Here is a 25057-nt window from a genome sequence, read left to right on the forward strand (position 1 = left end):
TCCTGGTCCCAGGTCCTACGGCACCCTAAGCGTCGGTGACGATCCGTGCCAGCCGAACGGGCGGTCAGCTGGCGGCGTACGGGTTGACGGGCTGCTGCTCGGGCGTGCCGTCGTGGTTGGTGTCGGTCACAGCCACGTCGGGCGTGCCGTCGTCGTTGGTGTCGACGAAGGCCACGTCCGGCTTGCCGTCGTAGTCGACGTCGGCGATCCAGGTGTCGGCCTTGCCGTCGTAGTCGGTGTCGAGCGTGACGTGGTCGACCTTGTTGTCGTCGTTGAGGTCGGCGGCGGCGTAGTCGACGCGGCCGTCGGCGTTGGTGTCGGCGAACGCGGCGTCGAGGTCACCGTCGTCGTCGTAGTCCTTCAGGATCGTGTCGAGCCGGCCGTCGTGGTTGCTGTCCACATAGGTCGTGTCCGCGTACCCGTCGCTGTCGCTGTCGTGCTGCACGACGTCCGCGTACCCGTCGCCGTTGAGGTCGACCACGACGTCGGTGGAGCCGTCGACGTTCTTCTCGACGATCGAGTCCGGGTCGCCGTAGTGCGGCGGCTCGTCGTGCGGCTGGTCGTGGCCGTACGGCGGCTCGTGGCCGGGCTGCTCGTAACCGGGCTGGTCGTAGCCGGGCTCGTGGCCACCGTCGCCGGCGTGACCGAAGCCCTCGTGTCCGGTGTCCGGGGTGTCGGTCAGGGTCGGGTCGTCGAACTCGCTCATCGTGGGCTCCGTTTCGGTGATTGCTTCGTTGATGAGGGAACCGTACGGCCCGAACACCACCCGAGGGATCCCGGAAACGTGCCACCAACGTCGACTAGTGGCGGAGCTCCACCCCGGCCGCGACGAGGGCCTTGATGACGTTCGCCGACTCGCCGAAGCCGATCACCAGTACCGCGTCCGCCTTGAAGTCCTTGATCTGCTTGGCCCCGTCGCCGAAGTCGAGGGCAGCGGCCGGATCCTCCGGCGGGTCGTAGGTCAGCAGCTTGATTTTGCTGGCCTCGACGCCGGCCTTCTCCAGCTCGGCCCGGACGTTGCCCTGTAGGCCCTCGCCGTAGGAGTCCTTGCGCGCGACGATCGCGATGTGCTGCGGGCCGTCCCGCATGATCACGTCGGCGAGTGCCTTGCCTTGCAGCAGGTCGGAGGGCGCGGTGCGGAAGTAGAGGCCCTTGTCGTCGATCTCGCTCAGCCCGGCGTCGGTGTTGCAGGGCGAGAAGAGGATCAGGCCGGCCTTCACCACGTCCGGCAGCACGGCCCGGGAGATGCCCGAGGCGCCGGCGCCGATGATGACGTGTACACCCGCGTTGACGTGCGAGGCGACCGTCGCCTTGGCCTTCTCCGGGTTGGTGCCGTCGTCGCCGTCGATCCAGTCGACCGGCTCGCCGAGCACGCCGCCGGCGGCGTTGACGTCACGGATCGCCAGGGCCGCGCCGGCCGCCAGCGGGGGGTTGGCCAGGGCCAGGTCACCGGTCTCCGGCAGCAGGCCGCCGATCTTCAGCGGCGCGCCGGTCTGCGCGGCGTCCCGGCCGTCGGAGGGGCGGCCGGCCGGCGAGCGCTTGTTGGTCGTGGACGACTCGTCGCCCGCGCCCACGAACTCCGTCTTGCCGTCGTCGAGCCGGTCGCTGGAGTCGAAGTGCAGCGTCGCGTAGCTGGCCGTGGAGGGCTCGCCGGCGTCGGTGAAGCCACCGCGCTTGAGCGAGACGCCGCGGTACTCGATGTCTTTACCGGTGCGCGCGAGCGCGAGGCAGTCCTTCGCCGTGTCGCAACGCTCACCGCCGGTAGTCACGCCGTTGATGTACTTTGCGATCTCGCTAGGCGCGGTGCTGCCGGCGAGCTGGGCGGCGAGCGCACTGATCACCACGGCGTCGTAGCTCTCGCCCGCGTACACGTAGTCGCCCAGGTCGGCGTCGACCGAGCGCAGCCGGCCCTTGAAGTCTTCCGAGAGCGGGGTCAGCGGCGTGGTGCCCTTCATGCCGGCGAGCACGCCAGCCTGATCCTTGAACTGCTCTCCGAACGAGTTGATCATGTTGCCGTCCGACCCGTAGAGGCGGACCGGACCGGCGGGGGTCTCCTCCGGTGCGTCTTCCGTCCTCCCGCAGCCCGCGATAGCGAGCAGGAACGCGGTGCAGGCGGCGATGGCGGCGCTGCGCGAGCGGCTCATGGCTTGTCCTCCCTCCCCGGGGGTCGGCGGGGCTCCGCTGGGGACACTAGCGTGCCGCCCGTACGCAGTGTGACTGCGGTCGCTGGCCATTCTCGTACGGGCCGGTAACCTGCGCTGCGTGGAACCTGCGACAGAGGTCTCGATCGTCCCGACCGCGGACAGCCCGGGTGCGCTCGCCGAGCGGATCGGGATCACCATCCTCGACGTGTCCGCCGAACGGGTGGTGGGCACGATGCCCGTCGAGGGCAACACCCAGCCCCTCGGCCTGCTGCACGGTGGCGCGTCGGCGGTGCTCGCCGAGACACTCGGCTCGTATGGCGCGGCCATGCACGGTATTACGATCGGCCGCCCACTCGCGGTTGGCATCGAGCTCAACGCGACACATCACAAGAGCGCACGCTCCGGCATCGTGACCGGCGTGGCCACACCGGTACACCTGGGCGGCACACTCGCCACCTACGAGATAGTCATCACTGACGAAAAAGGGGCCCGCGTCTGTAGCGCCCGGCTCACCTGCTTCTTGCGCCCGGTGCCCTGAAGCTGTGTTTGCGGCCTGCGCCGTGAGGCTGTGTTTGCGCCAGCGTCGGGGCGGTTGTTCTGCGGCCAGCGTCTTGCGGCCTTTGCCGAGCGCGGCTTGACCCGGCGGCATACCCTTCGGCTCGTGACGGATGTTCCGCCCGAGGCGTTCGACGATGCCGCCCAGGTGCTCCGCAGCGCGCTGGCCGGCGACAGTGACGCCGTCGTCGGAGCCTTCGACGCGGTCGTCGACCGAGCCGGCGTCGCCGGCGCCTATGACGTGGCCTGGTGTCTGGCCGCCACGATGGTCGGCGACAACGTGCAGCAGGGCCGCTGGACGCTCGACTTCCCCGGCATCGACGAGGCCCGCTACGACGCCCGCTGGGTGGCCAGGTTCGTGAGTGCCTACGCCAACGCCGACTCCTCGACCGGCGAGGCCCTCTTCGGCGCCGCGCTGGCCGACGGCCAGCTGCCTGAGTGCCTTCTCACACTCGCGGGGTCAGCCGTCGCCACCCTCCGCCGCCGCGCCGCCTAGCCTTCGCCGCGCCGCCCAGCCTCCGCCGCGCCGCGTAGCTTTCGCCGCGCTGCCTGGCCTTCGCCGCGCCCCGCGTAGCTTTCGCCCGCGCTGCCTGGCCTCCGCCGGGCCGCCTAGCCGAGGTGCGGCTTCGGGCCGCCCGCCAGATAGTGCCCGATCCGCATGCGCATCGAGCGGTCCATCTGGAGATCGCCCACCGCGTCCGGAGCGACCCAGCGGACCTCGCGGGACTCGTCGCTCGGGGTCGGTTCGCCGCCCAGCGGGCGGGCCGTGAAAACGACGGAGAACTCCTGCCGCACCTCGCCGTCGCCGGTGTACAGGATGACGTGCCGCGGGTCGGTGTAGATGCCGACCAGGCCGGTGACCTCGACGCGGACGCCGGTCTCCTCCAGCGTCTCCCGGACCGCGGCGGCCGGCAGCGACTCGCCTAGGTCCATCGCACCGCCCGGCAGAGCCCAGTTGTCGTTGTCGGCGCGCCGGATCAGCAGGATCTCCCCGGTGGCGCTGATCACCACGACGTTGACCGAGGGCACCAGGCTCGTGGCCGGGGGCGCGGCGGGATCATCGAAGTAGTCGACGCGACCTGCCATGCGGCAAATCATCCCGCATCCGGAAAGCAAAACGCCCACCCGCGTTTCCGCTGGTGGACGCTGCTGTAGCCCGGCGAAAGGCTATGTGGCCAGGGGCGGGGTCGAACCGCCGACCTTCCGATTTTCAGTCGGACGCTCGTACCAACTGAGCTACCTGGCCGGGTCTCGCCTCATGTTAACCGCGGTCCTGACGGGACTTGAACCCGCGACCTCCGCCTTGACAGGGCGGCGAGCACTCCAACTGCTCCACAGGACCTTACTCTCCGGCCGGGCCGGAACCGTGCCCCCAACGGGATTCGAACCCGTGCTACCGCCTTGAAAGGGCGGCGTCCTGGGCCACTAGACGATGAGGGCGGGCCCCGCCATCATTGCACATCACAAGTCAGGCAGCCTTGCTCCCATCCGGCCCCGCCGGAGGCTTCGAAAGCATACGTGACGTGCGACCGTCCTTCCAAACCGATACCGGGCGCGTCACATTCCCCGCAGATGGCCACAAGATCGGCGTCGGAGTCTGGGTCAGCGGAGCAGGACGATGCCGTACTTGCGCTTGAGCTCGGACACGATGGCCGGGCAGGCGGCCAGCGTTGCGCTGCGGTCGCCGCCGCCGTCGTGGAGCAGCACGATCGAGCCGGGGCGGGCCTGGTTGACGACCCGGGTGCGGATGGCCTCGGCGCTCGGCTTCTTCCAGTCGAGCGGGTCGACGTCCCATCCGAGCGCGGTCATGCCCAGCTCGCGGGCGACCTTGACGGCCGCCGCGGTCCACAAGCCACCGGGGTGGCGAAAGTACTTGATTTTGGCGCCGGGCACTGCGCGCCGGATCTCCCGGTTGGTGGCCTCAAGGTTGGCCCGGATCTCGGCCTCGGGCTTGGTGCCCAGGTCGAACTCGTGGTGCCAGGTGTGGTTGCACAGCGTGTGTCCCTCGCGCACGATGCGCTGCACCAGCGCCGGGTACTGGTGCACCTCGGTGCCGACCAGGCAGAACGTCGCCTTCACGCCGTTGCGCCGCAGCAGGTCGAGCACCTTGGGCGTCCAGGTGGGCTGTGGGCCGTCGTCGAACGTCAGCGCGACCTTCTTGCTACCCGTCAGCCGCTGGGTCCGGACCGGGCCACCAGCGCCCTTTGGCGGCTTAGGGGACTTCGACGGCGGGGTGGTGTGCTTCGGCGTTGGCGACGGCTTCGGCGAAGGGCCGCCGGCGTGCTCGGACGCCGAGGGCGCCGGCATGCCGGGGCCCTGCTCGACGAGGATCGTTTCGACCGGCCCGCGGCCCAGAGCCCATCTGCCACCGACCAGCAGCGCGAGAACGACAAGCGCACTGACGATGGCTGCTCGGTGGGTCACGTCGCGTACTCCCGACGGTTCGGGGCCAGAGCGACAAAACCCTACTAGAGTGCCCGCTGAGAATCGAGATTCAGCTTTGCCAGGACGCCTGCCAACCACGGGGCGTAGTCGTCAGATCGCGTGTTGAGCAGGTCGAAAATCTCGCCGGGAGCCACCCACCGCAGCTCGGCCACCTCGGCCGGGTCGGGGCGCAGCGGGTGGTCGGCGGCGATGTGGCCGAGTAGTACGTGGTCGTACTCCACCTCGACGCGGCCGGTCGCCGGGTCGTCGGCGCGGTACACGTACACGCCGAGCTCGGTGAGCGGCAGCGGGGCGAGGCCAAGCTCCTCACCGAGGCGCACGTTTGCCGCCTCCGGCACCGGCTGGCCGGGCCCAGGGTGGCCGCAGCAGGCGTTGCCCCAGCGCAGCGGAAAGCGGGTCTTGACCGCCGCCCGCCGCTGGAGCAGCACGCGCCCAGCGGCGTCGGTCAGCAGCACGGAGAACGCCCGGTGCAGCATCCCGGGCGCGCGGTGCGCGGCGTCCACGGTGGCCTGGCCAGCAGGGGCGCCGTCCTCGTCCACCAGCTCGACGAGGTATGTCTCACGGTCCGGCGTCATGCGGCACGCCCCGTGACGCGCTGTGCGGCGAGCTTGCCGGAGATGAGCACCATGGGCACCCCCACGCCGGGCTGCGTGCCCGAGCCGACGAAGACGACGTTGTCCAATGTGGAGTGCAGGTTGGCCGGGCGGAACGGGCCGGTCTGCCAGAAGCTGTGCGCGGCCGCGAAGGGCGTGCCGGCCGCCATGCCGAGGTCGGCCCAGTCGGCCGGGGTGACCACATGGGACACCTCTATGCCAGCACCGAAGCCGTTGTAGCCGCGTGCCTCCAGCACTTCGACGAGCTCTTCCGCGTAGCGCTCGCCGAAGCCGCCGCGCCAGTGCGGGGAGCGACCACTCGCCAGGTTGGGCACGGGGGCGAGCACGTAGTACGCGTGGCGGCCCTCCGGCGCCAACGAAGGGTCGGTGCGGCTCGGGTTGGTGACCAGCAGCGACGGGTCCGACATCAGCACGCCGTGCCGGATCACCTCGTCGAAAGCCGCTTCCCAGGTACGTCCGAAGTGGAGGTTGTGGTGCGCGATCCGCGTGTACTCCTGTGTGGATCCGACGTGGAGCACCACGCACGACGGTGAGTAACGCAGCGGCCGGTGACGTTTCGGTGGCAGCAGGTCGCGGCGCGCGACCGGCAGGTCGGGGTTGAGCACCACGACGTCGGCGGGGATGCGCTCGCCCTCGGCGGTCAGCACCGCGACGGCCCGGCCCGCGGAGGTCTCCACGCGGCTGACCGTGGTGCCGTAACGGATCTGGACGCCGTGCTTTTCCGCCGCGCCGGCGAGCGCGCGGGGCACCGCGTGGATGCCGCCGCGGGGGAAGTAGACGCCGGCGACCGAGTCCAGGTACGCGATGACGGCGTAGATCGCGAGCGCGTCGCGTGGCGCGAGCCCGGCATACATGGCCTGGAAGGAGAAGATGCGCCGGGTGCGCGGGTCGGTGAAGAACTGGTCGATCTTCGACTGCAACCGGCCGAACGCGCCCATCGCCAGCAGCCGCAGCAGGTTGGCGGTGAGCAGATCGGTGGGTGCGTCGAGGTTGCGCTCGACGAAGTCGGCGCGCTCCAGCTCCCACAACCGCTTGGCGTAGTCGACGAAGCGCAGGTAACCGTCCGCTTCGGATGGTCCACACACGCGTGCCACCTCCGCCGCCATGCGCTGCGGCTCCGTGATGATGTCCAATGTGGAGCCGTCCGGGTAGTGCGCGCGGTACGCCGGGTCGAGCCGGGTCAGCTCCAGCCAGTCGGGCAGCCGCTCGCCCACCGCGTCGAGCGCCTCCGCGATGAGGTCGGGCATGGTGAGGACGGTCGGGCCGGTGTCGAACTCGTATCCGTCCACGGCCAGCCGCCCGGCGCGCCCGCCCGGCACCGCCTCGCGCTCGAGCACGGTGACGTGGCGCCCGGCGCCGGCGAGGTGCAGGGCGCAGGCGAGACCACCGAGGCCAGCACCAACGACAACCACCCGGTCGGTCCGCCCACTTACGCTCCGCACGCGATCGAGCGTAGCGACTACCTGCGGTTACGCCCCATGGCCTACCGCTTCCCGGCGGCCTCAGTCACCCGTTGGTGGCATGCTGGCGACATGAGCGGGAGCCGGGAGGCTACGGGCCTTGACCACGACGGCGGACGAGCGCCGAGCGGCGGAGCGGGGTAGGCATGAGCGGGAGCCGGGAGGCTACGGGCCTTGACCACGACGGCGGACGAGCGCCGAGCGGCGGAGCGGGGTAGGCATGAGCGGGAGCCGGGAGGCTACGGGCCTTGACCACGACGGCGGACGAGCGCCGAGCGGCGGAGCGGGGTAGGCATGGTGCGGCAGGTGGACATTGTGGTGGTCGGGCTGGGCGTCGGCGGCGAGGAGGTGGCCGGCAAGCTCGCGGAGGCCGGCCTCTCGGTCGTCGGCATCGAGCACAACCTAGTTGGCGGCGAGTGCCCGTACTGGGGGTGCGTGCCGAGCAAGATGATGATCCGCGCCGGCAACGCGCTCACCGAGGCGCGACGGGTCGAGCAGCTGGCCGGGCAGGCCCAGGTGGAGCCCGACTGGGCACCGGTGGCCAAGCGCATCCGCGAGGAGGCCACCGACACCTGGGACGACACTGTCGCGGTCGAGCGGTTCACCGGCAAGGGCGGCCAGTTCGTGCGCGGGTACGGCACGCTGGTCGGTCCGGGCCGGGTCGAGGTGGGCGGCGAGGTCTACGAGGCGCGGCGCGGCATCGTGCTCGGCACGGGCACCTCCGCGGTGATCCCGCCGATCGAGGGTCTGTCCGGCACGCCGTACTGGACCAACCGCGAGGCGATCGAGGTCGAGGAGCTGCCCACCTCGCTCGCGGTGCTCGGCGGCGGTGCGATCGGGCTGGAGCTGGCGCAGGTGTTCGCGCGGTTCGGCGTGCGGGTAACGGTGATCGAGGCGCTCGACCGCATCCTGGCGCTGGAGGAGCCGGAGTCGTCCGAGCTGGCCACGAAGGCGCTCGGCCGCGACGGCGTGGAGTTTCGCACCGGGGCGCGGGCGGAGCGGATCGGGTACGACGGCGGTGAGTTCACCGTGCACGTCGAAAGCGGCGCGCCGGTCGTGGCGGAGAAGCTGCTGGTCGCGATCGGCCGGCGGGCGCAGCTCGGCGAGCTGGGTCTGGAGTCCGTCGGGCTCGACTCGGCGGCTGAGCAGATCGAGGTCGACGAGCGGATGCGGGCCGGTGCCGCGATCTGGGCGGTCGGCGACGTCACGGGGCACGGCGCGTTCACGCACATGGCGATGTACCAGGCCGGCATCGCGGTCCGCGACATCCTCGGGCAGGAGGGACCGCCGGCGGACTATCGGGCGGTGCCGCGGGTGACGTTCACCGATCCGGAAATCGGCGGGGTGGGGCTGACCGAGGCACAGGCGCGCGAGCGGGGCATCCCTGTGCGCACCGGCCTGGCCCAGGTGCCCAGCTCGGCGCGGGGTTGGATCCACAAGGTGGGCAACGACGGGTTCGTCAAGCTCGTCGCCGACGCGGAGCGCGGCGTGCTGGTGGGCGCCACCTCCGCGGGCCCGGTCGGCGGCGAGGTGCTGGCCCCGCTCACGCTTGCGGTGAAGGCCGAGGTGCCGGTGGAGACTCTGCGTCACATGATTTACGCATATCCGACTTTTCACCGCGCGATTGAAGATTCTTTGCGTGATCTGCGTTAAGAACTCACCAGCGAGCTGGCCTGAGGTGTCAATTCTTGCAGCGGTTTGCCGTACGATTTCGCCGTGACACGACGCCTTACCGAGGTCGCCAAGAAGGCGGGGGTCAGCGAGGCCACGGTGAGCCGCGTGCTCAACGGCCGCGAGGGCGTTTCCGAGGCGACCCGGGCCGCGGTGCTGACCGCCCTCGACGTGCTCGGCTACGAGCGGCCCTCAAAGCTGCGCGGCGAGCGTGCCCGGCTGGTCGGCCTGGTCCTGCCCGAGCTGCAAAACCCCATCTTCCCGGCGCTCGCCGAGGCGGTCACCGGCGCGCTGGTGCAGCGTAGCCTCTCGCCGATCCTCTGCGCGCGCACGATCGGCGGCGTCTCCGAGACCGACTTCCTCGAGATGCTGCTCGAGCACCAGGTGTCCGGCGTGATCTTCGCTGGTGGCAACTACGCGATGGCTGACGCGCCGCACGACCACTACCGCACGCTGCGCGAGCGTGGGCTGCCGGCGGTGCTGGTCAACGCCGGCGTCGCGGGGTTGGGCTTCCCGAGCGTCTCCACCGACGACGCGGTCGCGGTCGAGCAGGCGTTCGCCCACCTTGTGTCCCTCGGCCACCAGAAGGTCGGCGCGCTGCTCGGCCCGGAAGACCACGTGCCCTCCCGCCGCAAGCTCGACGCGCTCATGGCCGCCGCGAAGGGCACCCCGGATGTGACGTGCGACGTCGAGCGGGCGAGCTTTTCGATGGAGGGTGCCCGTCCGGCCGCCACCCGGCTCGCCGAGCGCGGGGTGACCGGCATCCTGTGCGCCAGCGATGTGCTCGCTCTCGGTGCCGTGCGCGCCGTCCGCCGGCTGGGCAAGCGGGTGCCGCAGGACATCTCGATCGTCGGCTACGACGACTCGGCCATCATGACCTGCACCGACCCGCCGCTGACCACCGTCCGGCAGCCGATCGAGGCGATGGGCCAATCGGTCGTCGACCTGCTCGTGCAGCAGATGGAGGGGGTCGGTGTGCCTCCGGAGGAGCTGTTCTTCGAGCCGGAGCTCGTCGTCCGCGGCTCCACGGCGCCAGCACCGAAGGACTGATTGGTCCGTCTCTGCACTTCCATTTTTGCGGCTACCAGTCGTATTCTTGCGATCACCGCCACGAAACACGGCAGATGTGAGCCGGTTTGTGGGCGGCTGACCGCCGCCGGGACAGTGGCGACCGCCCACAAACCCTTTTTTACCGTTTTCATCCCACCGAACGGTGAAAGCACGCATGATTCCCCTTGTTCGGTTGCACGAGGAACGGGGTATTCATGAGGCTTAGTCACGTTATCCCAGCCGGTGCCGTTGCCGCCGCGCTGGTGCTGACCGGCGCGCCCGCCGCGTCGGCCACCGCCAGCGCCGAGGGCAAGCCGTCGGTGAGTGTCGTCGCGCGCGGGTTGGACAACCCCCGCGGCATCACGGTGGGTAGGAACGGATGGCTCTACGTCGCCGAGGCCGGCCGCGGCGGAAAGGGCCCCTGCATCGATGGACCCGAGGGCGGCAGGGAGTGCTTCGGCACCTCGGCGGCTCTGACGGTGGTGGCACCGCACCACCACCGCGGCAAGGGCTGGAAGCAGTGGCGCGCCATCACCGGCCTCCCGTCGCTCGCCGGCGAGAAGGACGGCGGCTCGGCCATCGGCCTGCACAAACTCTCCCCGGCCGGTCCAGGGTTGGTGGCCACGATCGGCGGCGCCTTCAATCTGGACACCCGGAAGCTCCTCGGCAAGAAGGCGCGGCTCATGGGCCACGTCGTCGGCCTGTACCCGGGGGCACGCGGCCCGGTCAAGCCGATCGCCGATCTCAACGCGTACGAGGCGGCGAAGAACCCCGACAAGGGCGAGGTCGACTCGAACCCGTACGGCGTCCTGGCCACGCCGTTCGGCGCGTTCGCCACGGATGCGGGCGGCAACGACCTGCTCAAGGTCACCAAGAACGGCAAGGTCTCCACCGTGGCGGTCTTCGGCGACCGGACGGTGCCCCATCCCTTCGCGCCCCCGCCGGCGACGGTCCCCATGCAGGCTGTGCCCACGGCCGTGGCCTGGGGTCCGGACCGCGCGCTCTACGTGAGCGAGCTGACCGGCTTCCCGTTCGTAAAGGGTGCCGCGCGGGTGTGGCGGATCGCCCCGGGTCACGCGCCGAAGGTGTACGCGACCGGCTTCACCAACATCGTCGACATCACCTTCGACCGCTGGGGCCGCCTGCTGGTGCTTCAGATCTCCAAGGAAGGGCTGCTCGCCGGAGACCCGAAGGGCGCGCTGATCCGGGTGGACGTCAAGCGCGGCGCGAAGCGGACCGAACTCGCGAAGGGGAAGCTGACCGCTCCCGGCGGCGTGACGGTCGCCCGGGACGGCACGATCTACGTGACCAACAAGTCGATCGTCGCGGGCGGCGGCGAGGTGCTGCGCATCAACGCGTAGCCGCGGCTCCGGTCTCGACCTCAGGGCGTCCCGCTTCGGCGGGGCGCCCTGGCCTTTGCCGGAAGCGTAAAGGGACATCGGGTCGTGCGTGGTCCGTCTACGATCGGCCGGAGCAAGTTCGAGGTGTGTCGTTGTGCGTGGGGTCACACGGATAATCGTTGTTCTGGTATAGAGATTTCACTTAGCGTTGAATTGCGTAAACCGTGGATGAAATCTCGGTGGGGGACGGCGATGGCAGTCACGGAAGGGGTCACGCGGCCCGCTACAGGTCCGCGGACAGTAACACCGGTAACCCCGGGGCCTGAGCGCTCTCGGGCGGCGCGCTTGCGCGAACTCGTCATCGAGGTGGTCTTGATCGCCTCGATGATGGTTATTTACCAGGGCATCCGCCACCTCGCGGATGGCCAAATGGGTGTTGCTTTCCGCCATGCGGACTGGGTGTGGGAGGTCGAACGGGCATTTCGCTTGCCCAGTGAGGCAGTGATCCAGCATTGGGCGCTCTCCTGGGGCGGCACGGCTCGACTCGCCAACCTTTATTACGTGGGCGTCCACTTCCCCGGCACGATCGCGGCGATGGTGTGGCTGTGGATCCGGCACCGGCCCGACTACCTGCGCATGCGCACCGAGATGGCGGTGCTCACCGGCGCCGCGCTCTTCGTGCACGTCATCTTCCCGCTGGCGCCCCCGCGGCTGGTCAACAGCTTCGGCATGGTCGACACGATGATCCTCACCGGCCCCTCGGCCTACCCCGACAACAGCACGGACGGAGTCGCCAACCAGTTCGCCGCGATGCCCTCGCTGCACGTCGGCTGGGCGCTGCTCGTGGCGATCGCACTGATCCGGGTGAGTTCCAGCCGTTGGCGGTGGCTGGCGCTCGTCCATCCGGCGCTGACCGTGAGCGTCGTGGTGATCACGGCCAACCACTACTGGCTCGACGGGATCGTGGCCGGCCTCTTGCTCGTGGGGGCGGTCCGCCTGGTGGGCCTGCGCAGCCGATATGCCACCGGGCTGCCCGGGCAGCCCTTGCCGAGCTTCTCCCGCGTACTGCTCTGAGCGCGCCGTCCCGTGCGGCGCGCTTCACTGTGCCCGCATCTTGACAGTGACAAGACTGCCTGGCACTGTGGAGTCATGGCGAACGAACTTGAGCGTGTGGGCACGGCCGAGCGCGAGTCGGTGGCCGCGCTCCTGAGCGACGCCCTCGCTGCGGGCTACCTGGAGACGGAAGAGTTCAGCGAGCGGTCGACGGCGGCTTACACCGCGCGTACCCGCGGCGAGCTCGAGGCACTGGTCGCCGACCTACCGGCGACCTGGGTGCGGTCGCGCGCCCGTGACCGCCGGCGGGAGCGGCACGCGGTGGGCGCCCGGCTGGGCATGCGGACGCACGTGGCGGCGTACATCGCGGGCTCGCTCCTCATGCTCGGCATCTGGGCAGCCGTGGGCCTGAGCAGCGGCGCGTGGTACTTCTGGCCGGTCTGGCCGATCCTCGGCTGGGGTGTCGGCCTGCTGGGACACGTGATCCCGGTGCGTGCGGTGCTGGAGGCGCAGTCTCGCCGTCCGCTGCGCCGCTAGCCACAACGTTGGCCGGCCTCACCCGGTGAAGTTTTGTGGCCACCGCACTATCTAGAGACCTTTTCGGAGTCGGGGGATTTCGACCGCTGAATCCCCTTATTTAGACAGAGACTTGAGCTACCGCGACGTCCGTCGTGGTCCGGACCGCTGCTCCCGCGGCCTCACCCGTCCGCCGTGGGTCACGCTCACCCCGGCGGCTGCGCCGGGCCTTGCGGCCCCGGCCTTGCCGCGCGGGCCTGGCAGCGGAGGCCGGGGGTTTCGGCGAGCCCCGGCGAGCCGCCGGCCGCAGCGGTCTCCGGCGGGAGCGGCGGTCCGCAGCTGACGCGAATCCGGGACACCTGTTTCGAGTGGACCTGACTCCTAAAGGTCTCTAGAGAGCGCGTCAGGGGCGGCGGGTGCGCTCGCGGGCCTGCCGTCGCTTGTCGCGCAGGCCCAGCAGCACACCGATCTGGGCGCCGACCAGGCTGGCCGCGGTCAACACGGCGGTCACCGCCAGCGGCAGGTTGAGTCCTTCCTTCCTTTCCGGCCGTCCGGCCGCGGCGTCCACCGGCTCGCGGCCGTCGTCGCCTTCCTGCACGGTGGGCGGTGGCGGGACGTAGGGCACCGCCGGCTCTTCAGTGGCCGGTTTCGACGGGGTGGGCGACGGCTTTCGGCCCTCCGAACCACCCTCACCAGGCAACGGGCTCGGCGTCGGGTGGGCGCCTGGTGACTCCTCGCCACCGCCGGGGGCAGGCGGCGGAGGCTTCTCGGCGGCCGGCGGGGGCGGGACCGAAACCAGGCCGGTCGCGTGGCGGCGTACGCCGCCGTCGGCCGCGTTGTCCGGCAGGTGCAGCATCTGCCCCGGACGGATGAGGTCGGGGTCACGGATCTTGTTTAGCTTGGCCAGCTCCGGGTAGCGGTCGAACTCGCCCAGGTAGCGGTCCGCGATGTGGCCCAGGTAGTCGCCGCGTTCGACCCGGTAGACCGGCTGCGGATCCTCGTCGGCGGCTGCTGCGGCCGTGCGCTCCCAGGCCGCCGCGGCGGGGGCGGACACCGCGGCCGGCGTGTATGGCGCGGCGGCGTACGACGTGGGCGGGGCGGTGGTGGCCGCCGAGGCCATCGCCGGGCTTGCCCCGATGATCAGCGCGACGCCGCCGACGAGGGCCGCCGCCATCCGCTGCTGCCGCCGCATGCCGGGCAGCCGGGGTACGGGGATGCGCAGCGCCCGCGCCGGGATCTCCACGAGCACCGACAGCGCGAACGTCGCCCAGCCCAGCCAGCCCACCACGGCGAGCGCGCGCAGGAAGAGCTGCCCGTCGTCGCGGCTGGTGAGCGCGTCACCGATCTCGGAGAGCGCGGGCACGTGGTCGGGCAGCGGGTTGCCGGCGAACACGACCAGCGCGACCGGCGCGCCAACCAACAGTCCAATGAGGATGACGAGCGCACCCAAGCCCTTGACGACCTGTCGCAGCCGCATGGCGCCCTCCTATTCGTCGGGTGTGGTGAGCAGCACCGCTGTGGCGGTGCCGGTCACCGTGCTGGTGTCGGAAAACCCGAAGACGTCGAGAAACTTGTTGTCGTACGTGACGGAGACCTCGACCTGGATCAGCGGCTGGCCGTCCGGGCCCGTGGAGAACGTGGGTGGCGGCCCGCCCACTCCGGCGGCCGCGCGGTAGGCGTCGACGGCGGCGACCGCCTCGGCCTCGCTGATCTGCGTCGGGCCGCCCTCGATCGCCTGCGCCCGGTCGATCGACTGGCCACCGGCACGGGCCGCCTCGGCGGCGAGGTTGTGTGCACGCTGGAGGGCGCCGAGCTGGCCGGCGCCGTCGTACGCCAGGCCGATCACCATCAGCATGCCGGCGAGCGCGATCGCCAGGAAGATGCTGACCCGCCCGTCGTCCCGCGTGTTCATCCGCGGCTCCGGTAGCGGTCGAGGGGTGAGACGTAGGTCGCCACCACCGTCTTGGCCCCCGGCACGCCCGGCATGACCAGGTCGGCGAAGGAGACCGTGCAGCTCACGGTCGCGGTGACGGTGGCCGGCTCGCCGAGGTCCGCGGCGAACCCGCTCGTGTCGACCGCCACCTGGAGGCTGTCGCCGCAGTCGAGGCCCTGCGCGTCGAGGGTGGAGTTGGCGGCAGACTCGCCGTCGGTCTCCGCGGCCGCGGCGGTGCGGGCGAGGGACGCGGTGCGGGCCGCCTCGTGCGCGGCCAGGTCGACGGCGTTCTGGGCGATCGCGGTGCGGCCGGCCACCGCCGCGAGCACGATCAGCATGAGGAACGCGGGCGCGAGAATGGCGATCTCCACGGATACGGAGCCCTGGTCGCCCGTGCCGGGCGCGCGGCGAGCCGAAGCCGTCACGGCGTCTCCTCCTCCACGAAGCGCTCGACCGGCCCGCGCGCGGTCTGGCTGACCGTCCAGTCGACGCCGGGGATCACCGAGACCACGGTGCCGGTCACGGTGGCCGTGACCTGCTCGTCGTCGCGGGATACCTGCACGTCCCAGCCGACGAGCCAGCCGCCCGTGTCGGCGATGAAGGAGCCCGCCTGCTCCTCGCCGGCCTCCGGGGACGCGCCGTTGAGCGTGCGGGTGGAGCTGACCGCCACCTGGGCGGCGTTGAGCGCCACGGCCCGGGCCAGAAACCATGCGCCCACCTGGATGGAGGCGAACGTGAGGATGAGGATCGCCGGAAACGCGACCGCCAGCTCGACGGGGGTAGCCCCCCGATCCCGGCCGCCAGCCGACCGGCGCCGGACCAGCTCGACGGCCCGGCGCACGCGAGCGACAGCGCGGCGACGCATCCCGGTTACGGCGTGCCGCCGCCGCCGATGGAACCCATGAACGAGTCCACCAACCCGCTCGCCGCGAGCACCACGGCGCCGGCGGCCGCCGCCAGGCCGGCGATGATGATGGCGGTGGGCACCGGGCTGTCACCCCGGTCTCGCTCGCCCGGACCGCGCAGCCGCGCGATCCGCTCCCGCAACGTCCTGATCATCGTTTTCCTCCCTGGGGTACGGCTCAGATTCGGGCCAGGAACGGGTACATGACGAAGCCGACGAGCACGAAGACGAGCAGCGCGCCGGGCACGTCGAGCCGGCTGGTGATCGCCTCGGCGCGAGCCAGGTTGTCGGTGCGGATCTGGTCGCGCAGTGAGTCGGCGCGGACCCGCAGCGTCTCGTGCACCTGGGCACCCTCGGTGCCGGACGCCTGGACGATCGCACCGACATCGCCCAGCTCCGGTACGCCGATCTTTTCGGCGAGCGAGCGCAGCTCGTCCCACGGTGACTGCATCTGCATCTGCGCCATCCGCAGCGACTCGCGCAGCCGCTCGAACACCCAGCCGTCGCAGACCTCGGCCGCCCGTTCCAGGGATTGCACCGGACCGTGCGCGGCGGAGAGCTGGAGCGCGACGAGGTCGAGGTAGGTGCATACGGCCTGGGTGAACTCGCGCCGTGCCGCTTTCGCCTTGGAGAGCACGTCGGCGTGCGCGACAAGCGCGAAGAGCGCGGCCAGACCGAGGCCGGCCGCGGTCGGGATGACGAACGGCAGCGAGACACCCGCGGTGCGCGCGGCCAGCGAGAGAAACGCGGGGATGGCCAGGCCGATCAGCGCCGACAGCAGGAGCGAGAGGGTGTACTGCTCGGGCGACTTGCCCAGCAGCGCCAGCTCCTTTACCGGCGGCCGGGTCCACCGGGACAGGCCGGTGAGCCACTCCAGCCGCCGGCTCGGGTGCGTGGTGCGGAGCGTCGCCGGCGGATGCAGGCGGTGCAGCGCGGGGCCGAGGGCCGGGGTTGCGGGCAGCAGCGTCTCACGGACGACGATAAAGATGCCGAGGCCCACCGCCGCGCCGCCGAGGATCGCGATGACCAGGTACGGGTTGCCCATCACCCCTCCCGCCGCTCGTCGGGGATCGCCAGGAAACGCACCGGCGCGGGCGGCAGGCTCATCGCGCGGGTCCACGCGAGCAGCGCGACGAACGTGCCGCCGAGCACCACCAGCACGACTTGGCCGGTCGGCGTGCCGTACGGCTCCATGTACTGGGGGTTGAGCAGCCCGTACGCCAAGGTCAGCAGCGTCATCCCGGTGAGGAAGCGGACCGCGAAGCGCGGCTGCGTGCGCTTGGCCTCCACCTCGCGTCGGGTCGCGACCTCGGCCGCGGCGGCGGTCGCGATCGAGGAGAGCACGTCACCGAGCCGCTCGCCCCGGTCGCTCAGGTGCAGGACCAAGGCGGCGACGACCTGGTCGCACATCGGGTCGCCGAGCTGGCCGGCGAAGGCGAGCAGCGCGTCGCGGGCGTGCCAGCCGGCCTGGAGCCGGGCCGCGAGGAGCGCGACCTCGTCGCCGATCTCCTCCGGTGCGGTGGAGACGGTCGCGATGATCGCCTGCTGCAACCCCTGGCCCGTGCTGGATACGTCGCGCAGCCGTCGGGTCCATTCGCCGACTGCCTCGATGCGGGCGATCGCCCGCTGCTCGGCCCGCCCGACGCCGAACAGCCACGGCGCGCCGGGCACGGCGATGCCGGCCAGTAGGCCCACCATCGGCAGGCCGGTCACCATCCAGGCGAGCGCGCCGGCGGCGATCGCGGCCACCACGACGATCCGGTGGCGGCGCCGCTCGGCGGCGCTGACGCCGGTGCCGTTCCAAAGGCGGCTGAGGCGGCGGCTGCTGCGGGACGGCGGCTTGGCCGACGCACGAGTGCCCACAACGGACACCACCGCGAGCACGATGCCGCCGACGCAGGCGGCGCCGGAGAGCAGGGCGATCAGCTCGATGTCGGAGCTCACGAGCGGCTCCGCAGCTGGCTGTGCCGGGGCCGCCGCCAGGCGCCGGCGTGTGCCTCGATGTAGCGGCTGAGCACGCGCGCGTCGTAGCCCACCCGCATGAGCTGGTCGCGGACCCGCTCGGGCAGGTGCATGGGCACCGCGCGACCGTCGGCACCCGGGCCGAAGATGGTGGTGGTCGCGATCCGCGCCCCGTCGCCCACCCCGACGATCTCCTCGATGTGCGAGACGAAGCGGTGTTTGCGGCCGCCGATCGCGGTCTCGTCCTCGATCGTCACGTACACGATCAGGTCGAGCGCGTTGCCGGCCATCCGCCGAGCCTGCTCGACGGTCATCTCCCGGCCGTGCGACAGCGCGAGCTCGATGATGCGCTCGCTCACCCCGCCCGGTGTACGCGCGTGGATGGTGCACATCGAGCCGCGGCTGGTGGTCATCGCCTGGAGCATCGGCACGATCTCCCGCGACCGCACCTCGCCGACGATGATGCGCAGCGCGCCCATCCGCAGCGACACCGGGATCAGGTCGGCGATCGTCACCTCACCCGCCGGCCGCCCGTCGGCGCCGCGCTCGCCGTGCCCCTCCCGCGACTCGAAGCTCATCACCGCCCGGTGTCGCTCACCGCGACGGGCGGGTAGCAGCTCGCGGCTCTCTTCCAGCAGCACGTACGGCTCGTCGGGCGGGATCTCCGACATCAGCGCCCGGATGACCGTGGTCTTACCGGCACCGGCCAGCCCGGCGACCATGATGTTGAGGCCGGCCCGCAGCGCGGCGCGCAGGAAGTCGCGGATCAGCGTGTCCATCATCTCGTCGAGGTCGGGGCGGCCACCGGCGATGTCGTCGAGGGTGATGTCGAGCGTGTTGTGCTTGCGGATCACCGCGTACGGCCGGTGGCTGACCAGGTAGACCGCGGCCAGCCGGCTGCCGTCGGGCAGCTGGAGGTCGAGCGTCGGCTTGGAGGTCGACAGGGAGCGCTCCGTCGCACCGGCCCGGCGGGCGGCCGCTTGGAGGATGTCGACCAGCTCCTCGTCGCTGTCGGCGATCGGGGCGGCCCACTCCACGCCGCCGCCGTGTCGGGTGATCCGCACGTGGTCGCAGCCGAGGATGTGCACCTCCTCGATCGTGTTGTCGACCAGCAGCGTCTGGAGCCGACCCAGCCCCACCAGCTCGGCGGTGACCTGGTCGAGCAGCATCCGCTCCTCGACGGCCTGCATCGGGGTGCCGGAGCGGCGGACCGAGTCGGCGTACTCCGACACGACGGCCACCGCAAGCCGGACCCGCTCGACGTCTTCCTCTTCGGGCGTGAACTCCCGGCCGCGCTGCCACTGGGTCAGCCGCTCGGTGAGCTGGCGTCGCAGCTCGCGTACCACCGAGAAGTCGGCCTGCCGCCGAGGCGGAGGGGGAGGTGGTGGCGGTGTGGGCGGCGGGGTGAACGGCGCCACCGGAAGGGCCGGCACGCCGTTGGCCTGATGGCGGCCGACGTGCACCTGCGGCGGGCGCATCGGCGGCGCGGTCGACGTCGCCTCCGGCTGCTGGGTGCGTGGGTCGTGGGTGACCGGCTCAAACCGCATCCGGCACCTCCGCGGGCAGGCTCCGCCAGCTCAGCCGGGCGCGGCGGCGGTCGAGGATCGCGTTGATCGGCACTTCGAGTGCGTTGGCGGCACGCATGAGCGGACGGTTGGCCTTTACCGTGCCGCCCAGCGTGAGCACTTCGGCGGTGCGCGGGTCGTGCGGCAGGCGGGCGATGACCGGCAGCTCCAGCGCCTTGCTGATCTCGCCCTGCGCGTGTCCCTCGCCGACCAGCAGTAGCCGGAGCGAGCCGGCGGCGACGCGGTGTTCGCGGAAGTCGCGCTGGAGCGCGGCGATCGTGGCCCGCGCGCTGGAGAGGTCGGGCAGGCGCGCACCGGTGACGACGAGCACGAGGGCGGCGGCGCGCAGGATCGGCCATGCCGGGTTGGGGGCGTGCAGCCGTCCACAGTCGACGATCACGTCGTATGCCGGCTCGCCCTTTTCCAGCGCGAGGAAGAAGTCGGCGAACCGCTGCCACAGTGGACTGACGCTGCCGGACTGTGCCGGGTCGACGATGCCCGGCAGCAGGAGCCGCTCGCGCCGGGGCGCGTCGAGGTCGATCAGCTGCGACCAGAAGTCGCGGTCGAGCCGCCCGTCGCGCAGCTCGGCCACGGCCAGCTCGCCGATGCCGCGCGGGCCGGGCACCGCCCCGCCCAGGTAACCAGCCATGATCGACCCGCCCGCCGGGTCGCACTCGGCGAGCACGAGCCGGCGGTGCCAGGTGAGCGCACAGGCCAGTGCCGTCGTTGTCACCCCGGGCGACCCCTTCGGCGAGACCAGCGCGACGATCGCCATGGTCAGGCAGCCCCGGTGAGGATGACGGCGAGCCGGTTTTGGGCGGCGAGCGTGACCACCGCGGGCGCGTCGCGGCCGGCCAAAGCCAGGTAGACCACGACCGTCGTGCGGTCGGGGCCCTTTTCGTCGGGCTCGGTGGCGTCGACGACCGTCGCCTCGTATCGCGTGGTCTGCGTCGCCCGCGCCTCGCCGGTCGTCGACGAGTTTTGCGGAGGCGTGCTGACCAGCAGCACCTTGTCGCCGGGGCGGAGCTCCTTGGCCGGCACCTGGTTGGGCTTGAGGCCGATCGCGACCTGCTGCTGCCCGGGGCCGAGCAGCGGCTTGTCGGTGAGCTGGGCCATCGTGATCAGCGTGCCCTCCACGAGCGTGACGGCCGCCCGCTTGCCGATGACCTCGTTGATCTTGCTGGCCGGCACCGGCGAGAGCCCGACACCGCCCGCCACCTGCACGGAGCGCATGTCGTCGGCGGTCAGGGCGGTGCCGACCGAGACCGACCGGGCCACCGCGAGGTAGGTGCCGGTCGAGCGCACCGAAGTCACCGCGAACGCCGCGCCGAGGCCGCCGAGCGCGATCAGCAGCACCGCGAGGCCGAGCAGGCCGGGGCGCATGCGCCGCTGCCGGACGACGCGGGGCGGCTCGACCGGTGCGTCGACCGGGCCCGCCACGCGGTGGTTGGCCGCCAGGCTCATTCGGTCACCACCTGGAGCTCGTTGATCCGCACGCCGACGGTCGCCTCACGGATCTGCGGCTCGAACGTGCCGATCTCACCACCGCCGCTCCAGGTCACGGTCCACGTCGTGGTCGCGGTGACCGTGAACTTCTGGCCCGGCTGCTGCTTGCTGGACTTGGTGAAGACATGCCCGCAGTCCGGCGAAGGGCCGGTCGCGCCCTTCGGGTACGGCGTGCCGCCGCCCGGACAGCTGACCGGTGGGCTCCCGTCGCCCAGGTCGAAGGTCAGGTTGTTGACTCTTGCCTCGATGGTCACAGTCAGCCCTCGGTCCGACTCGCTGTTGAAGATCGGCCCCCAAGTCTCAAGACCTCTTTCCACCCAGAGCCACACCGGGAGTCCGACAAGTCCGGCGCCGTTGGGATCGGGCTTGATCTGGAGGTCGGGCGCGCGCAACGTGATCTCGGCGAACGCGCGGCGGGCCAGCGTCTCGGGGTCGGGCGGCGCCTCGGCACCGGCCGGCGGCGCGTCAAACCACACCGGTAGACCGACACCCTGGGCGCATGTCGGCGTGTACCAGGCGCCGTCCGGGCTGCCGCCGGGCTTTGGCGGGTGCTGAGGCTCGGTGAGCTTGTAATAGCACCCGTCGGCCTGGTTGAACCAGCCGAAGATCGGGTCGTAGCAGGGGACGACCTCCTCGCCGCGGGTGCACTCGCGCTCACCGCCGCCGCCACCCTCGTTGCCACCGTTGTTTCCGTCACCGTTGTCGCCGCCGCCACCGGTGTCTTCGTCTTCGTCGATGATGTGGCAGCTGTCGGATCCAGGCGGGCACTCGGTGATCGGCGGGTCGGCGACCGCCGCCGACGGGACGGCGAGCACGAAGAGAGTGGCCGTGAGGGCGAGGACGCGGCGGGTCAGCACGGCTGGTCCTGGTGGATCGCGCCGTCGCTGATCAGCCAGCGGCCGTCGGGATAGAGGGTCGCGGTGGCGGTCGCCACGTATCGGCCACCCACGGTGCCGGGCACGGGCTTTTTGCTCTTTGCGTAGACCATCTTGTATCCCGAGGAGTCGATGCAGTCCTGAATGGACACCGTTGGCGGATCGGCGGTCAGGTCGAGCGCGCTCACTCGCGGATCGGAAACCATCTTTCCGGTGCGCACGGCGCCGTGCGTCTCGAGGTCGCGCACGGTGTCTCTGACCCGGGTGAGCAGGGGGTCGGCCAGATACTTCGCCAGAGCGGGATGGGTGGGATCCGGATCGGCCGACGCGTCGCGCGACGCCGCGAGATAACCGTTGTACGCGGCCAGCGCGGCCTTTGACGCGGCACCCGCGTCCGGGCCGGCGGAGGCGGCCGTGCTCGGTGCGGCGACGGGAGGCGTGGCCTCGCCGGATGACGAACAGGCGCCGACGAGCAGCGCCACAAGGACCGCAGAGGCTCGGCCCAGGTGCTTTGCGGGCAACGGTGTTTCCTCTCCCCCTGGCGCGCGCCCGGTGCCTCCGAACCGCTCGCGTGCCGTGTCTTTCCCGTGCTGTCGTGCCCCCCAGGCGATGTGTGCATTGAGAACCGTCGCCGCGCGGTCGGCGGACGGCTGGTGCTCTCACCCAGATGGGCAGCATAGGCTGACTGCCGCCAATGCAACAGAGGCAATCCAAATGATCACGCCGAGTGATGATCGTCGGCGGCCGGATGCTGGGAAGGGTGCGATGGAGATCGATTGGCCGGATCCCGGTGTCAGTGCCCATGTGCACGCGTATCCCGGACATCCGGCATCGCTTGGCGTCCGGTGCGCCAACGTGGTTTCCCGCAACCAACTGTTCACCGTGCGTGGCGCTTGATGGGCAGGATTCTGGCAGCCGCCGTCGTGGGCCTGTTGCTCGGCCCGTTACTGCGCGCGCAGGTGTTCACACACACCGTGCCGGCTGGCGAGCCGTGGCGACACGGTTGCCCGCACTGCCAAGCCCGGCTGCACAGCGCTTTCCTGCCGCCCACCGGCCGCTGCCCGCGGTGTCGCGCGCGGATCGGGCCGCCGCCGGCCCTGGTCGAGGTGGTGGCCGCGGCGGCGCTCGCGGTGGTCGCCTGGCGGGTGCGCGAGCCGCTCCCACTGCTCGCCGTCGCGTGGGTCGCGTTGTTCGGCGTCGTACTGGCCCATGTGGACGCTACCGTGCGCCGATTGCCCGACCGGCTGACGTTTCCGGCCGCCGGCGGTGCGCTGGTCCTGTTTGGACTGTCCGCAGTGGTCGACGGCGAGTACGGCCACCTTGCCTCCGCGGTGGCATGCGCTCTGGCACTCGCGGCCTTCTATCTCGTACTGGTGCTCATCTCACCTAACGGGATGGGTCTCGGCGACGCCAAGGCCGCGCTCGCGGTGGGTCTGGTGGCCGGCTGGTTCGGCTGGGGGATCGCGGTCGCCGCGGCGGTCGCCGGTTTCCTCCTCGCCGGCCTCTACGCCGCGGCGCTGCTCCTGCTGCGCCGAGCCGGCCGCAAGGACCACATCGCACACGGCCCGTTTCTGCTGCTGGGCGGGCTCGTCGCGATCGCCCTGCTGGCGGTGTAGGTCGCTCACTCAAGAGCCGGGCCGCGAGCACCCCAGGGGGCGCTCCGGCACTGCCGGAGCGCCCCACGAAATCACCTACGGGCGGGCGCCCCACCTCGGGCGCTCGGTGACCGCGGCGTACGCGTCGACGACGCCGTACCCGTAGAAGCCGTTGAAGTTCGTGCCGCCTGCGCAGTAGGCGTTGAACTCCGGCTCCCGACCCTCGTTGGTGTACGTCTGGAGGCGCGGCTCCGGGCAGGCGTGCTCGGCGGCCGTGCGCAGCAGCTGGTTTTCCACCTTCCACGGCTCCAGCGTCAGGCCGCCGCGGTGCCGGTCGCGGTGGCCGAACTCGCTGACGATCAGCGAGGCGACACCGGCGGCGTGCGGGGCGGCCATCGAGGTGCCCTGGAGGTACGTGTAGTACACGCAGGTGCCGTTCGGGCAGAGCTTGACGACCGCACCCTCGCCGGCCGGCGTGATGTTGCCGTCGGCGTCGACCAGCGGCGGGTCCTCCTCCTGGAGCGGCTTGAGCGGGTACGTCGACAGGATCATGTTTTCGTCGGTGCGGAACGTCGGCGTGCCGAAGCCGTCCCGGAACCAGCCACCCGGCGCCGACACGGAGATCTGCTCGGTGCCGTAGTTGGAGAAGTCCGACTTCTTGCCGGACGGCCCGAGCGCCGAGACGCCGATCACGAACGGGCCCTCGGCCGGCATGGTCCAGCAGGACCGGTTGTCGATCTGCCGGGTGTAAGCCGGTGCGCCGTAGTCCGGGCTGATCGTGTCAGGCAGCGGCTTGCCGAGGTCGGTGTGCTCGTTGCCGAGCGCGCCGACGAGCGTGACGCCGCGCAGGTGGGCGTACGTCAACGCGCGCGTCATGGCCCGGAGGACGGCCCGCTGCTCGGCCTTCGCCGCCGCGCTGTCCGCGGAGTTGTCGAGGCAGTTGTACAGCCACGGGTCGACGAAGAACGACATGTTGACCACGTCGATGCCGGCGTCGGCGGCGTACGTCAGCGCGTTGACGACCGGCTCCAGGAAGAAGAAGCCGGAGTCCTGGCCGCCCTTGAGCTCGACAAGGGTCACGTTGGGCGCGACGCCGGAGACGCCGAGGCCGTTGACGGCGGCGCCGATCGTGCCGGCCACGTGGGTGCCGTGGCCGCCGTCGTCCGTGCCGACCGGGTCGAGGCAGCTCGGCACCTCGCACGCGCCGTCGATGTCGGTCAGGTCGGGCGCGAAGTTGCGGGAGAGGCCGCGGCTGAAGTTGGGCGCCAGGTCGGGGTGGCTGGCGTCGAGGCCGGTGTCGAGGATGCCCACCGTGACGCCCTTGTCGCCGGGCTGCTCGCGGCGCGACTCGTCCGAGCGCACCATCTCCAGGCCCCAGAGCTTGTCGTCGAGCGGGTCGAGCCCGGCCGAGGCGTGGCCCGTGCCCTTGCTCTTGCCGGTCGTGCCGGCCAGCAGGTTTTCCTGCTCGACCGCGTCGACCTTCGGGGCGTTCGGCGCGTAGCCGATCGCGCGGCGCTGTGCCGCACCCACCAGCGCGCCGTCCGCGGCGGCGCGGCTGGCGAAGTCGGTGCGGGCGGACTTCACCTGAAACACGCCGACGCTGTCGTTGCGGGCGACCACCGTGCCGCCGGCGGCGGTGATCGCGGCGACCGCCGCGTCGGCCGCGACGCCGTCTTCGGCGACCACGGTGTACTCCGTAGTGGTGGCGGGCGCCGCGCTCGACGGTCCGGTCGGGACGATCGCCACGAGGGCCAGCGACGTCGCGGTGGCGATCGCTCCGGCCATCAGTCTCTTGCTCACATCTGTTTCCTCTCGTTGAGGCTTCAGCCGAGCATCCAACCGGAACGATGTTTCGAAAACATCAAGATC

The 25057-nt window shown here is 71.2% G+C and carries 27 protein-coding genes and 3 tRNA genes; 8 read left to right on the forward strand and 22 right to left on the reverse strand.

Annotated features, from left to right (window positions below; all coding sequences use genetic code 11):
• Nucleotides 1–64: 64 nt before the first annotated feature.
• Both ACTMTJ_RS11720 and ACTMTJ_RS11725 read right to left on the reverse strand, forming a co-directional pair.
• Nucleotides 65–706 (reverse strand): hypothetical protein, encoded by a 642-nt coding sequence (locus tag ACTMTJ_RS11720; protein ID WP_441216175.1) that lies wholly within the window; start codon nt 704–706, stop codon nt 65–67.
• Nucleotides 707–800: 94 nt separating this feature from the next.
• A complete protein-coding gene (locus tag ACTMTJ_RS11725; protein ID WP_441216176.1) occupies nt 801–2144 on the reverse strand; it encodes an ABC transporter substrate-binding protein in 1344 nt (447 codons plus the stop codon).
• A gap of 118 nt (nt 2145–2262) precedes the next feature.
• Here ACTMTJ_RS11725 and ACTMTJ_RS11730 point away from each other — a divergent pair, with 118 nt between their 5' ends.
• Both ACTMTJ_RS11730 and ACTMTJ_RS11735 read left to right on the forward strand, forming a co-directional pair.
• Nucleotides 2263–2682 carry a hotdog fold thioesterase gene (locus tag ACTMTJ_RS11730; RefSeq protein WP_441216177.1) on the forward strand — a complete coding sequence of 140 codons (420 nt, stop codon included), beginning with the start codon at nt 2263–2265 and terminating at the stop codon, nt 2680–2682.
• Nucleotides 2683–2805: 123 nt separating this feature from the next.
• Nucleotides 2806–3195: a hypothetical protein gene (locus tag ACTMTJ_RS11735; protein ID WP_441216178.1), complete on the forward strand. Its 390-nt coding sequence runs from the start codon at nt 2806–2808 to the stop codon at nt 3193–3195.
• Between the two features lie 113 nt (nt 3196–3308).
• Here the strand turns inward: ACTMTJ_RS11735 and ACTMTJ_RS11740 are convergent, their stop codons facing one another.
• From ACTMTJ_RS11740 to crtI, 7 genes are all read right to left on the reverse strand, one after another.
• Entirely contained in the window at nt 3309–3785 is a 477-nt protein-coding gene (locus ACTMTJ_RS11740; RefSeq protein WP_441216179.1) for an NUDIX hydrolase, read from the reverse strand.
• Nucleotides 3786–3871: 86 nt separating this feature from the next.
• A tRNA-Phe gene (locus tag ACTMTJ_RS11745) sits at nt 3872–3945 on the reverse strand.
• A 22-nt stretch (nt 3946–3967) separates the two neighbouring features.
• A tRNA-Asp gene (locus ACTMTJ_RS11750) sits at nt 3968–4041 on the reverse strand.
• Between the two features lie 25 nt (nt 4042–4066).
• Nucleotides 4067–4139, reverse strand: a tRNA-Glu gene (locus ACTMTJ_RS11755).
• A gap of 162 nt (nt 4140–4301) precedes the next feature.
• Complete coding sequence (locus ACTMTJ_RS11760) at nt 4302–5123, reverse strand: polysaccharide deacetylase family protein (protein ID WP_441216180.1); 822 nt, start codon at nt 5121–5123, stop codon at nt 4302–4304.
• Between the two features lie 44 nt (nt 5124–5167).
• Nucleotides 5168–5719, reverse strand: coding sequence for an isopentenyl-diphosphate Delta-isomerase (gene idi / locus ACTMTJ_RS11765; RefSeq protein ID WP_441216181.1), 552 nt, complete (start codon nt 5717–5719; stop codon nt 5168–5170).
• Entirely contained in the window at nt 5716–7200 is a 1485-nt protein-coding gene (gene crtI, locus ACTMTJ_RS11770) for a phytoene desaturase family protein (RefSeq protein WP_441216182.1), read from the reverse strand. The genes idi and crtI overlap by 4 nt, the downstream gene beginning before the upstream one ends.
• Before the next feature lie 312 nt (nt 7201–7512).
• Between crtI and ACTMTJ_RS11775 the strand changes: the two genes are divergently transcribed.
• The 5 genes from ACTMTJ_RS11775 to ACTMTJ_RS11795 all read left to right on the forward strand — a co-directional run bounded on the left by ACTMTJ_RS11775 (nt 7513) and on the right by ACTMTJ_RS11795 (nt 12869).
• Nucleotides 7513–8871: a dihydrolipoyl dehydrogenase family protein gene (locus tag ACTMTJ_RS11775; RefSeq protein ID WP_441216183.1), complete on the forward strand. Its 1359-nt coding sequence runs from the start codon at nt 7513–7515 to the stop codon at nt 8869–8871.
• Nucleotides 8872–8934: 63 nt separating this feature from the next.
• Nucleotides 8935–9939: a LacI family DNA-binding transcriptional regulator gene (locus tag ACTMTJ_RS11780; RefSeq protein ID WP_441216184.1), complete on the forward strand. Its 1005-nt coding sequence runs from the start codon at nt 8935–8937 to the stop codon at nt 9937–9939.
• A gap of 215 nt (nt 9940–10154) precedes the next feature.
• Nucleotides 10155–11300: a ScyD/ScyE family protein gene (locus tag ACTMTJ_RS11785; protein WP_441216185.1), complete on the forward strand. Its 1146-nt coding sequence runs from the start codon at nt 10155–10157 to the stop codon at nt 11298–11300.
• A 408-nt stretch (nt 11301–11708) separates the two neighbouring features.
• The gene (locus tag ACTMTJ_RS11790; protein WP_441216186.1) at nt 11709–12353 is read left to right on the forward strand and encodes a phosphatase PAP2 family protein; all 645 of its coding nucleotides are present in this window, start codon (nt 11709–11711) and stop codon (nt 12351–12353) included.
• Nucleotides 12354–12428: 75 nt separating this feature from the next.
• Entirely contained in the window at nt 12429–12869 is a 441-nt protein-coding gene (locus ACTMTJ_RS11795) for a DUF1707 domain-containing protein (RefSeq protein ID WP_441216187.1), read from the forward strand.
• A gap of 382 nt (nt 12870–13251) precedes the next feature.
• Here the strand turns inward: ACTMTJ_RS11795 and ACTMTJ_RS11800 are convergent, their stop codons facing one another.
• The 12 genes from ACTMTJ_RS11800 to ACTMTJ_RS11855 are packed head-to-tail and all read right to left on the reverse strand — an operon-like array spanning nt 13252 to nt 22075.
• The gene (locus ACTMTJ_RS11800; protein ID WP_441216188.1) at nt 13252–14325 is read right to left on the reverse strand and encodes a LysM peptidoglycan-binding domain-containing protein; all 1074 of its coding nucleotides are present in this window, start codon (nt 14323–14325) and stop codon (nt 13252–13254) included.
• A 9-nt stretch (nt 14326–14334) separates the two neighbouring features.
• Entirely contained in the window at nt 14335–14760 is a 426-nt protein-coding gene (locus tag ACTMTJ_RS11805; protein WP_441216189.1) for a pilus assembly protein TadG-related protein, read from the reverse strand.
• A complete protein-coding gene (locus tag ACTMTJ_RS11810; RefSeq protein ID WP_441216190.1) occupies nt 14757–15206 on the reverse strand; it encodes a TadE/TadG family type IV pilus assembly protein in 450 nt (149 codons plus the stop codon). Before ACTMTJ_RS11810 ends, ACTMTJ_RS11805 begins: the two co-directional genes overlap by 4 nt.
• Nucleotides 15203–15646 carry a TadE/TadG family type IV pilus assembly protein gene (locus tag ACTMTJ_RS11815; protein ID WP_441216191.1) on the reverse strand — a complete coding sequence of 148 codons (444 nt, stop codon included), beginning with the start codon at nt 15644–15646 and terminating at the stop codon, nt 15203–15205. The genes ACTMTJ_RS11810 and ACTMTJ_RS11815 overlap by 4 nt, the downstream gene beginning before the upstream one ends.
• A gap of 5 nt (nt 15647–15651) precedes the next feature.
• Nucleotides 15652–15840: a hypothetical protein gene (locus tag ACTMTJ_RS11820; protein WP_441216192.1), complete on the reverse strand. Its 189-nt coding sequence runs from the start codon at nt 15838–15840 to the stop codon at nt 15652–15654.
• A gap of 23 nt (nt 15841–15863) precedes the next feature.
• Nucleotides 15864–16730 (reverse strand): type II secretion system F family protein, encoded by an 867-nt coding sequence (locus tag ACTMTJ_RS11825; RefSeq protein WP_441216193.1) that lies wholly within the window; start codon nt 16728–16730, stop codon nt 15864–15866.
• A complete protein-coding gene (locus ACTMTJ_RS11830) occupies nt 16730–17668 on the reverse strand; it encodes a type II secretion system F family protein (RefSeq protein WP_441216338.1) in 939 nt (312 codons plus the stop codon). Before ACTMTJ_RS11830 ends, ACTMTJ_RS11825 begins: the two co-directional genes overlap by 1 nt.
• Nucleotides 17626–19194: a CpaF family protein gene (locus ACTMTJ_RS11835; RefSeq protein ID WP_441216194.1), complete on the reverse strand. Its 1569-nt coding sequence runs from the start codon at nt 19192–19194 to the stop codon at nt 17626–17628. The genes ACTMTJ_RS11830 and ACTMTJ_RS11835 overlap by 43 nt, the downstream gene beginning before the upstream one ends.
• On the reverse strand, nt 19184–19987 hold the full coding sequence (locus ACTMTJ_RS11840; protein ID WP_441216195.1) for a ParA family protein: 804 nt from the start codon (nt 19985–19987) through the stop codon (nt 19184–19186). Before ACTMTJ_RS11840 ends, ACTMTJ_RS11835 begins: the two co-directional genes overlap by 11 nt.
• 2 nt (nt 19988–19989) lie before the next feature.
• Complete coding sequence (locus ACTMTJ_RS11845) at nt 19990–20676, reverse strand: SAF domain-containing protein (RefSeq protein ID WP_441216196.1); 687 nt, start codon at nt 20674–20676, stop codon at nt 19990–19992.
• Nucleotides 20673–21575, reverse strand: a complete 903-nt coding sequence (locus ACTMTJ_RS11850; protein WP_441216197.1) for a hypothetical protein — start codon at nt 21573–21575, stop codon at nt 20673–20675. The genes ACTMTJ_RS11845 and ACTMTJ_RS11850 overlap by 4 nt, the downstream gene beginning before the upstream one ends.
• Nucleotides 21569–22075, reverse strand: coding sequence for a hypothetical protein (locus ACTMTJ_RS11855; protein WP_441216198.1), 507 nt, complete (start codon nt 22073–22075; stop codon nt 21569–21571). Before ACTMTJ_RS11855 ends, ACTMTJ_RS11850 begins: the two co-directional genes overlap by 7 nt.
• 414 nt (nt 22076–22489) lie before the next feature.
• Here ACTMTJ_RS11855 and ACTMTJ_RS11860 point away from each other — a divergent pair, with 414 nt between their 5' ends.
• Nucleotides 22490–23209, forward strand: coding sequence for a prepilin peptidase (locus tag ACTMTJ_RS11860; protein ID WP_441216199.1), 720 nt, complete (start codon nt 22490–22492; stop codon nt 23207–23209).
• Nucleotides 23210–23284: 75 nt separating this feature from the next.
• Here the strand turns inward: ACTMTJ_RS11860 and ACTMTJ_RS11865 are convergent, their stop codons facing one another.
• Nucleotides 23285–24988 carry a S8 family serine peptidase gene (locus tag ACTMTJ_RS11865; RefSeq protein ID WP_441216200.1) on the reverse strand — a complete coding sequence of 568 codons (1704 nt, stop codon included), beginning with the start codon at nt 24986–24988 and terminating at the stop codon, nt 23285–23287.
• Nucleotides 24989–25057: the final 69 nt, after the last annotated feature.

The organism is Phytohabitans sp. LJ34 (assembly GCF_052068095.1).
Lineage (GTDB): Bacteria > Actinomycetota > Actinomycetes > Mycobacteriales > Micromonosporaceae > Phytohabitans.

Excerpts from the sequence above, each read along its gene's own strand:
- ACTMTJ_RS11720 (WP_441216175.1), bottom strand. The coding sequence starts at position 706 with ATGAGCGAGTTCGACGACCCGACCCTGACCGACACCCCGGACACCGGA.
- ACTMTJ_RS11725 (WP_441216176.1), bottom strand. The coding sequence starts at position 2,144 with ATGAGCCGCTCGCGCAGCGCCGCCATCGCCGCCTGCACCGCGTTCCTG.
- ACTMTJ_RS11740 (WP_441216179.1), bottom strand. The coding sequence starts at position 3,785 with ATGGCAGGTCGCGTCGACTACTTCGATGATCCCGCCGCGCCCCCGGCC.
- idi (WP_441216181.1), bottom strand. The coding sequence starts at position 5,719 with ATGACGCCGGACCGTGAGACATACCTCGTCGAGCTGGTGGACGAGGAC.
- ACTMTJ_RS11775 (WP_441216183.1), top strand. The coding sequence starts at position 7,513 with ATGGTGCGGCAGGTGGACATTGTGGTGGTCGGGCTGGGCGTCGGCGGC.
- ACTMTJ_RS11785 (WP_441216185.1), top strand. The coding sequence starts at position 10,155 with ATGAGGCTTAGTCACGTTATCCCAGCCGGTGCCGTTGCCGCCGCGCTG.
- ACTMTJ_RS11790 (WP_441216186.1), top strand. The coding sequence starts at position 11,709 with ATGGGTGTTGCTTTCCGCCATGCGGACTGGGTGTGGGAGGTCGAACGG.
- ACTMTJ_RS11795 (WP_441216187.1), top strand. The coding sequence starts at position 12,429 with ATGGCGAACGAACTTGAGCGTGTGGGCACGGCCGAGCGCGAGTCGGTG.
- ACTMTJ_RS11800 (WP_441216188.1), bottom strand. The coding sequence starts at position 14,325 with ATGCGGCTGCGACAGGTCGTCAAGGGCTTGGGTGCGCTCGTCATCCTC.
- ACTMTJ_RS11805 (WP_441216189.1), bottom strand. The coding sequence starts at position 14,760 with ATGAACACGCGGGACGACGGGCGGGTCAGCATCTTCCTGGCGATCGCG.
- ACTMTJ_RS11815 (WP_441216191.1), bottom strand. The coding sequence starts at position 15,646 with ATGCGTCGCCGCGCTGTCGCTCGCGTGCGCCGGGCCGTCGAGCTGGTC.
- ACTMTJ_RS11820 (WP_441216192.1), bottom strand. The coding sequence starts at position 15,840 with ATGATCAGGACGTTGCGGGAGCGGATCGCGCGGCTGCGCGGTCCGGGC.
- ACTMTJ_RS11825 (WP_441216193.1), bottom strand. The coding sequence starts at position 16,730 with ATGGGCAACCCGTACCTGGTCATCGCGATCCTCGGCGGCGCGGCGGTG.
- ACTMTJ_RS11835 (WP_441216194.1), bottom strand. The coding sequence starts at position 19,194 with ATGCGGTTTGAGCCGGTCACCCACGACCCACGCACCCAGCAGCCGGAG.
- ACTMTJ_RS11840 (WP_441216195.1), bottom strand. The coding sequence starts at position 19,987 with ATGGCGATCGTCGCGCTGGTCTCGCCGAAGGGGTCGCCCGGGGTGACA.
- ACTMTJ_RS11845 (WP_441216196.1), bottom strand. The coding sequence starts at position 20,676 with ATGAGCCTGGCGGCCAACCACCGCGTGGCGGGCCCGGTCGACGCACCG.
- ACTMTJ_RS11860 (WP_441216199.1), top strand. The coding sequence starts at position 22,490 with ATGGGCAGGATTCTGGCAGCCGCCGTCGTGGGCCTGTTGCTCGGCCCG.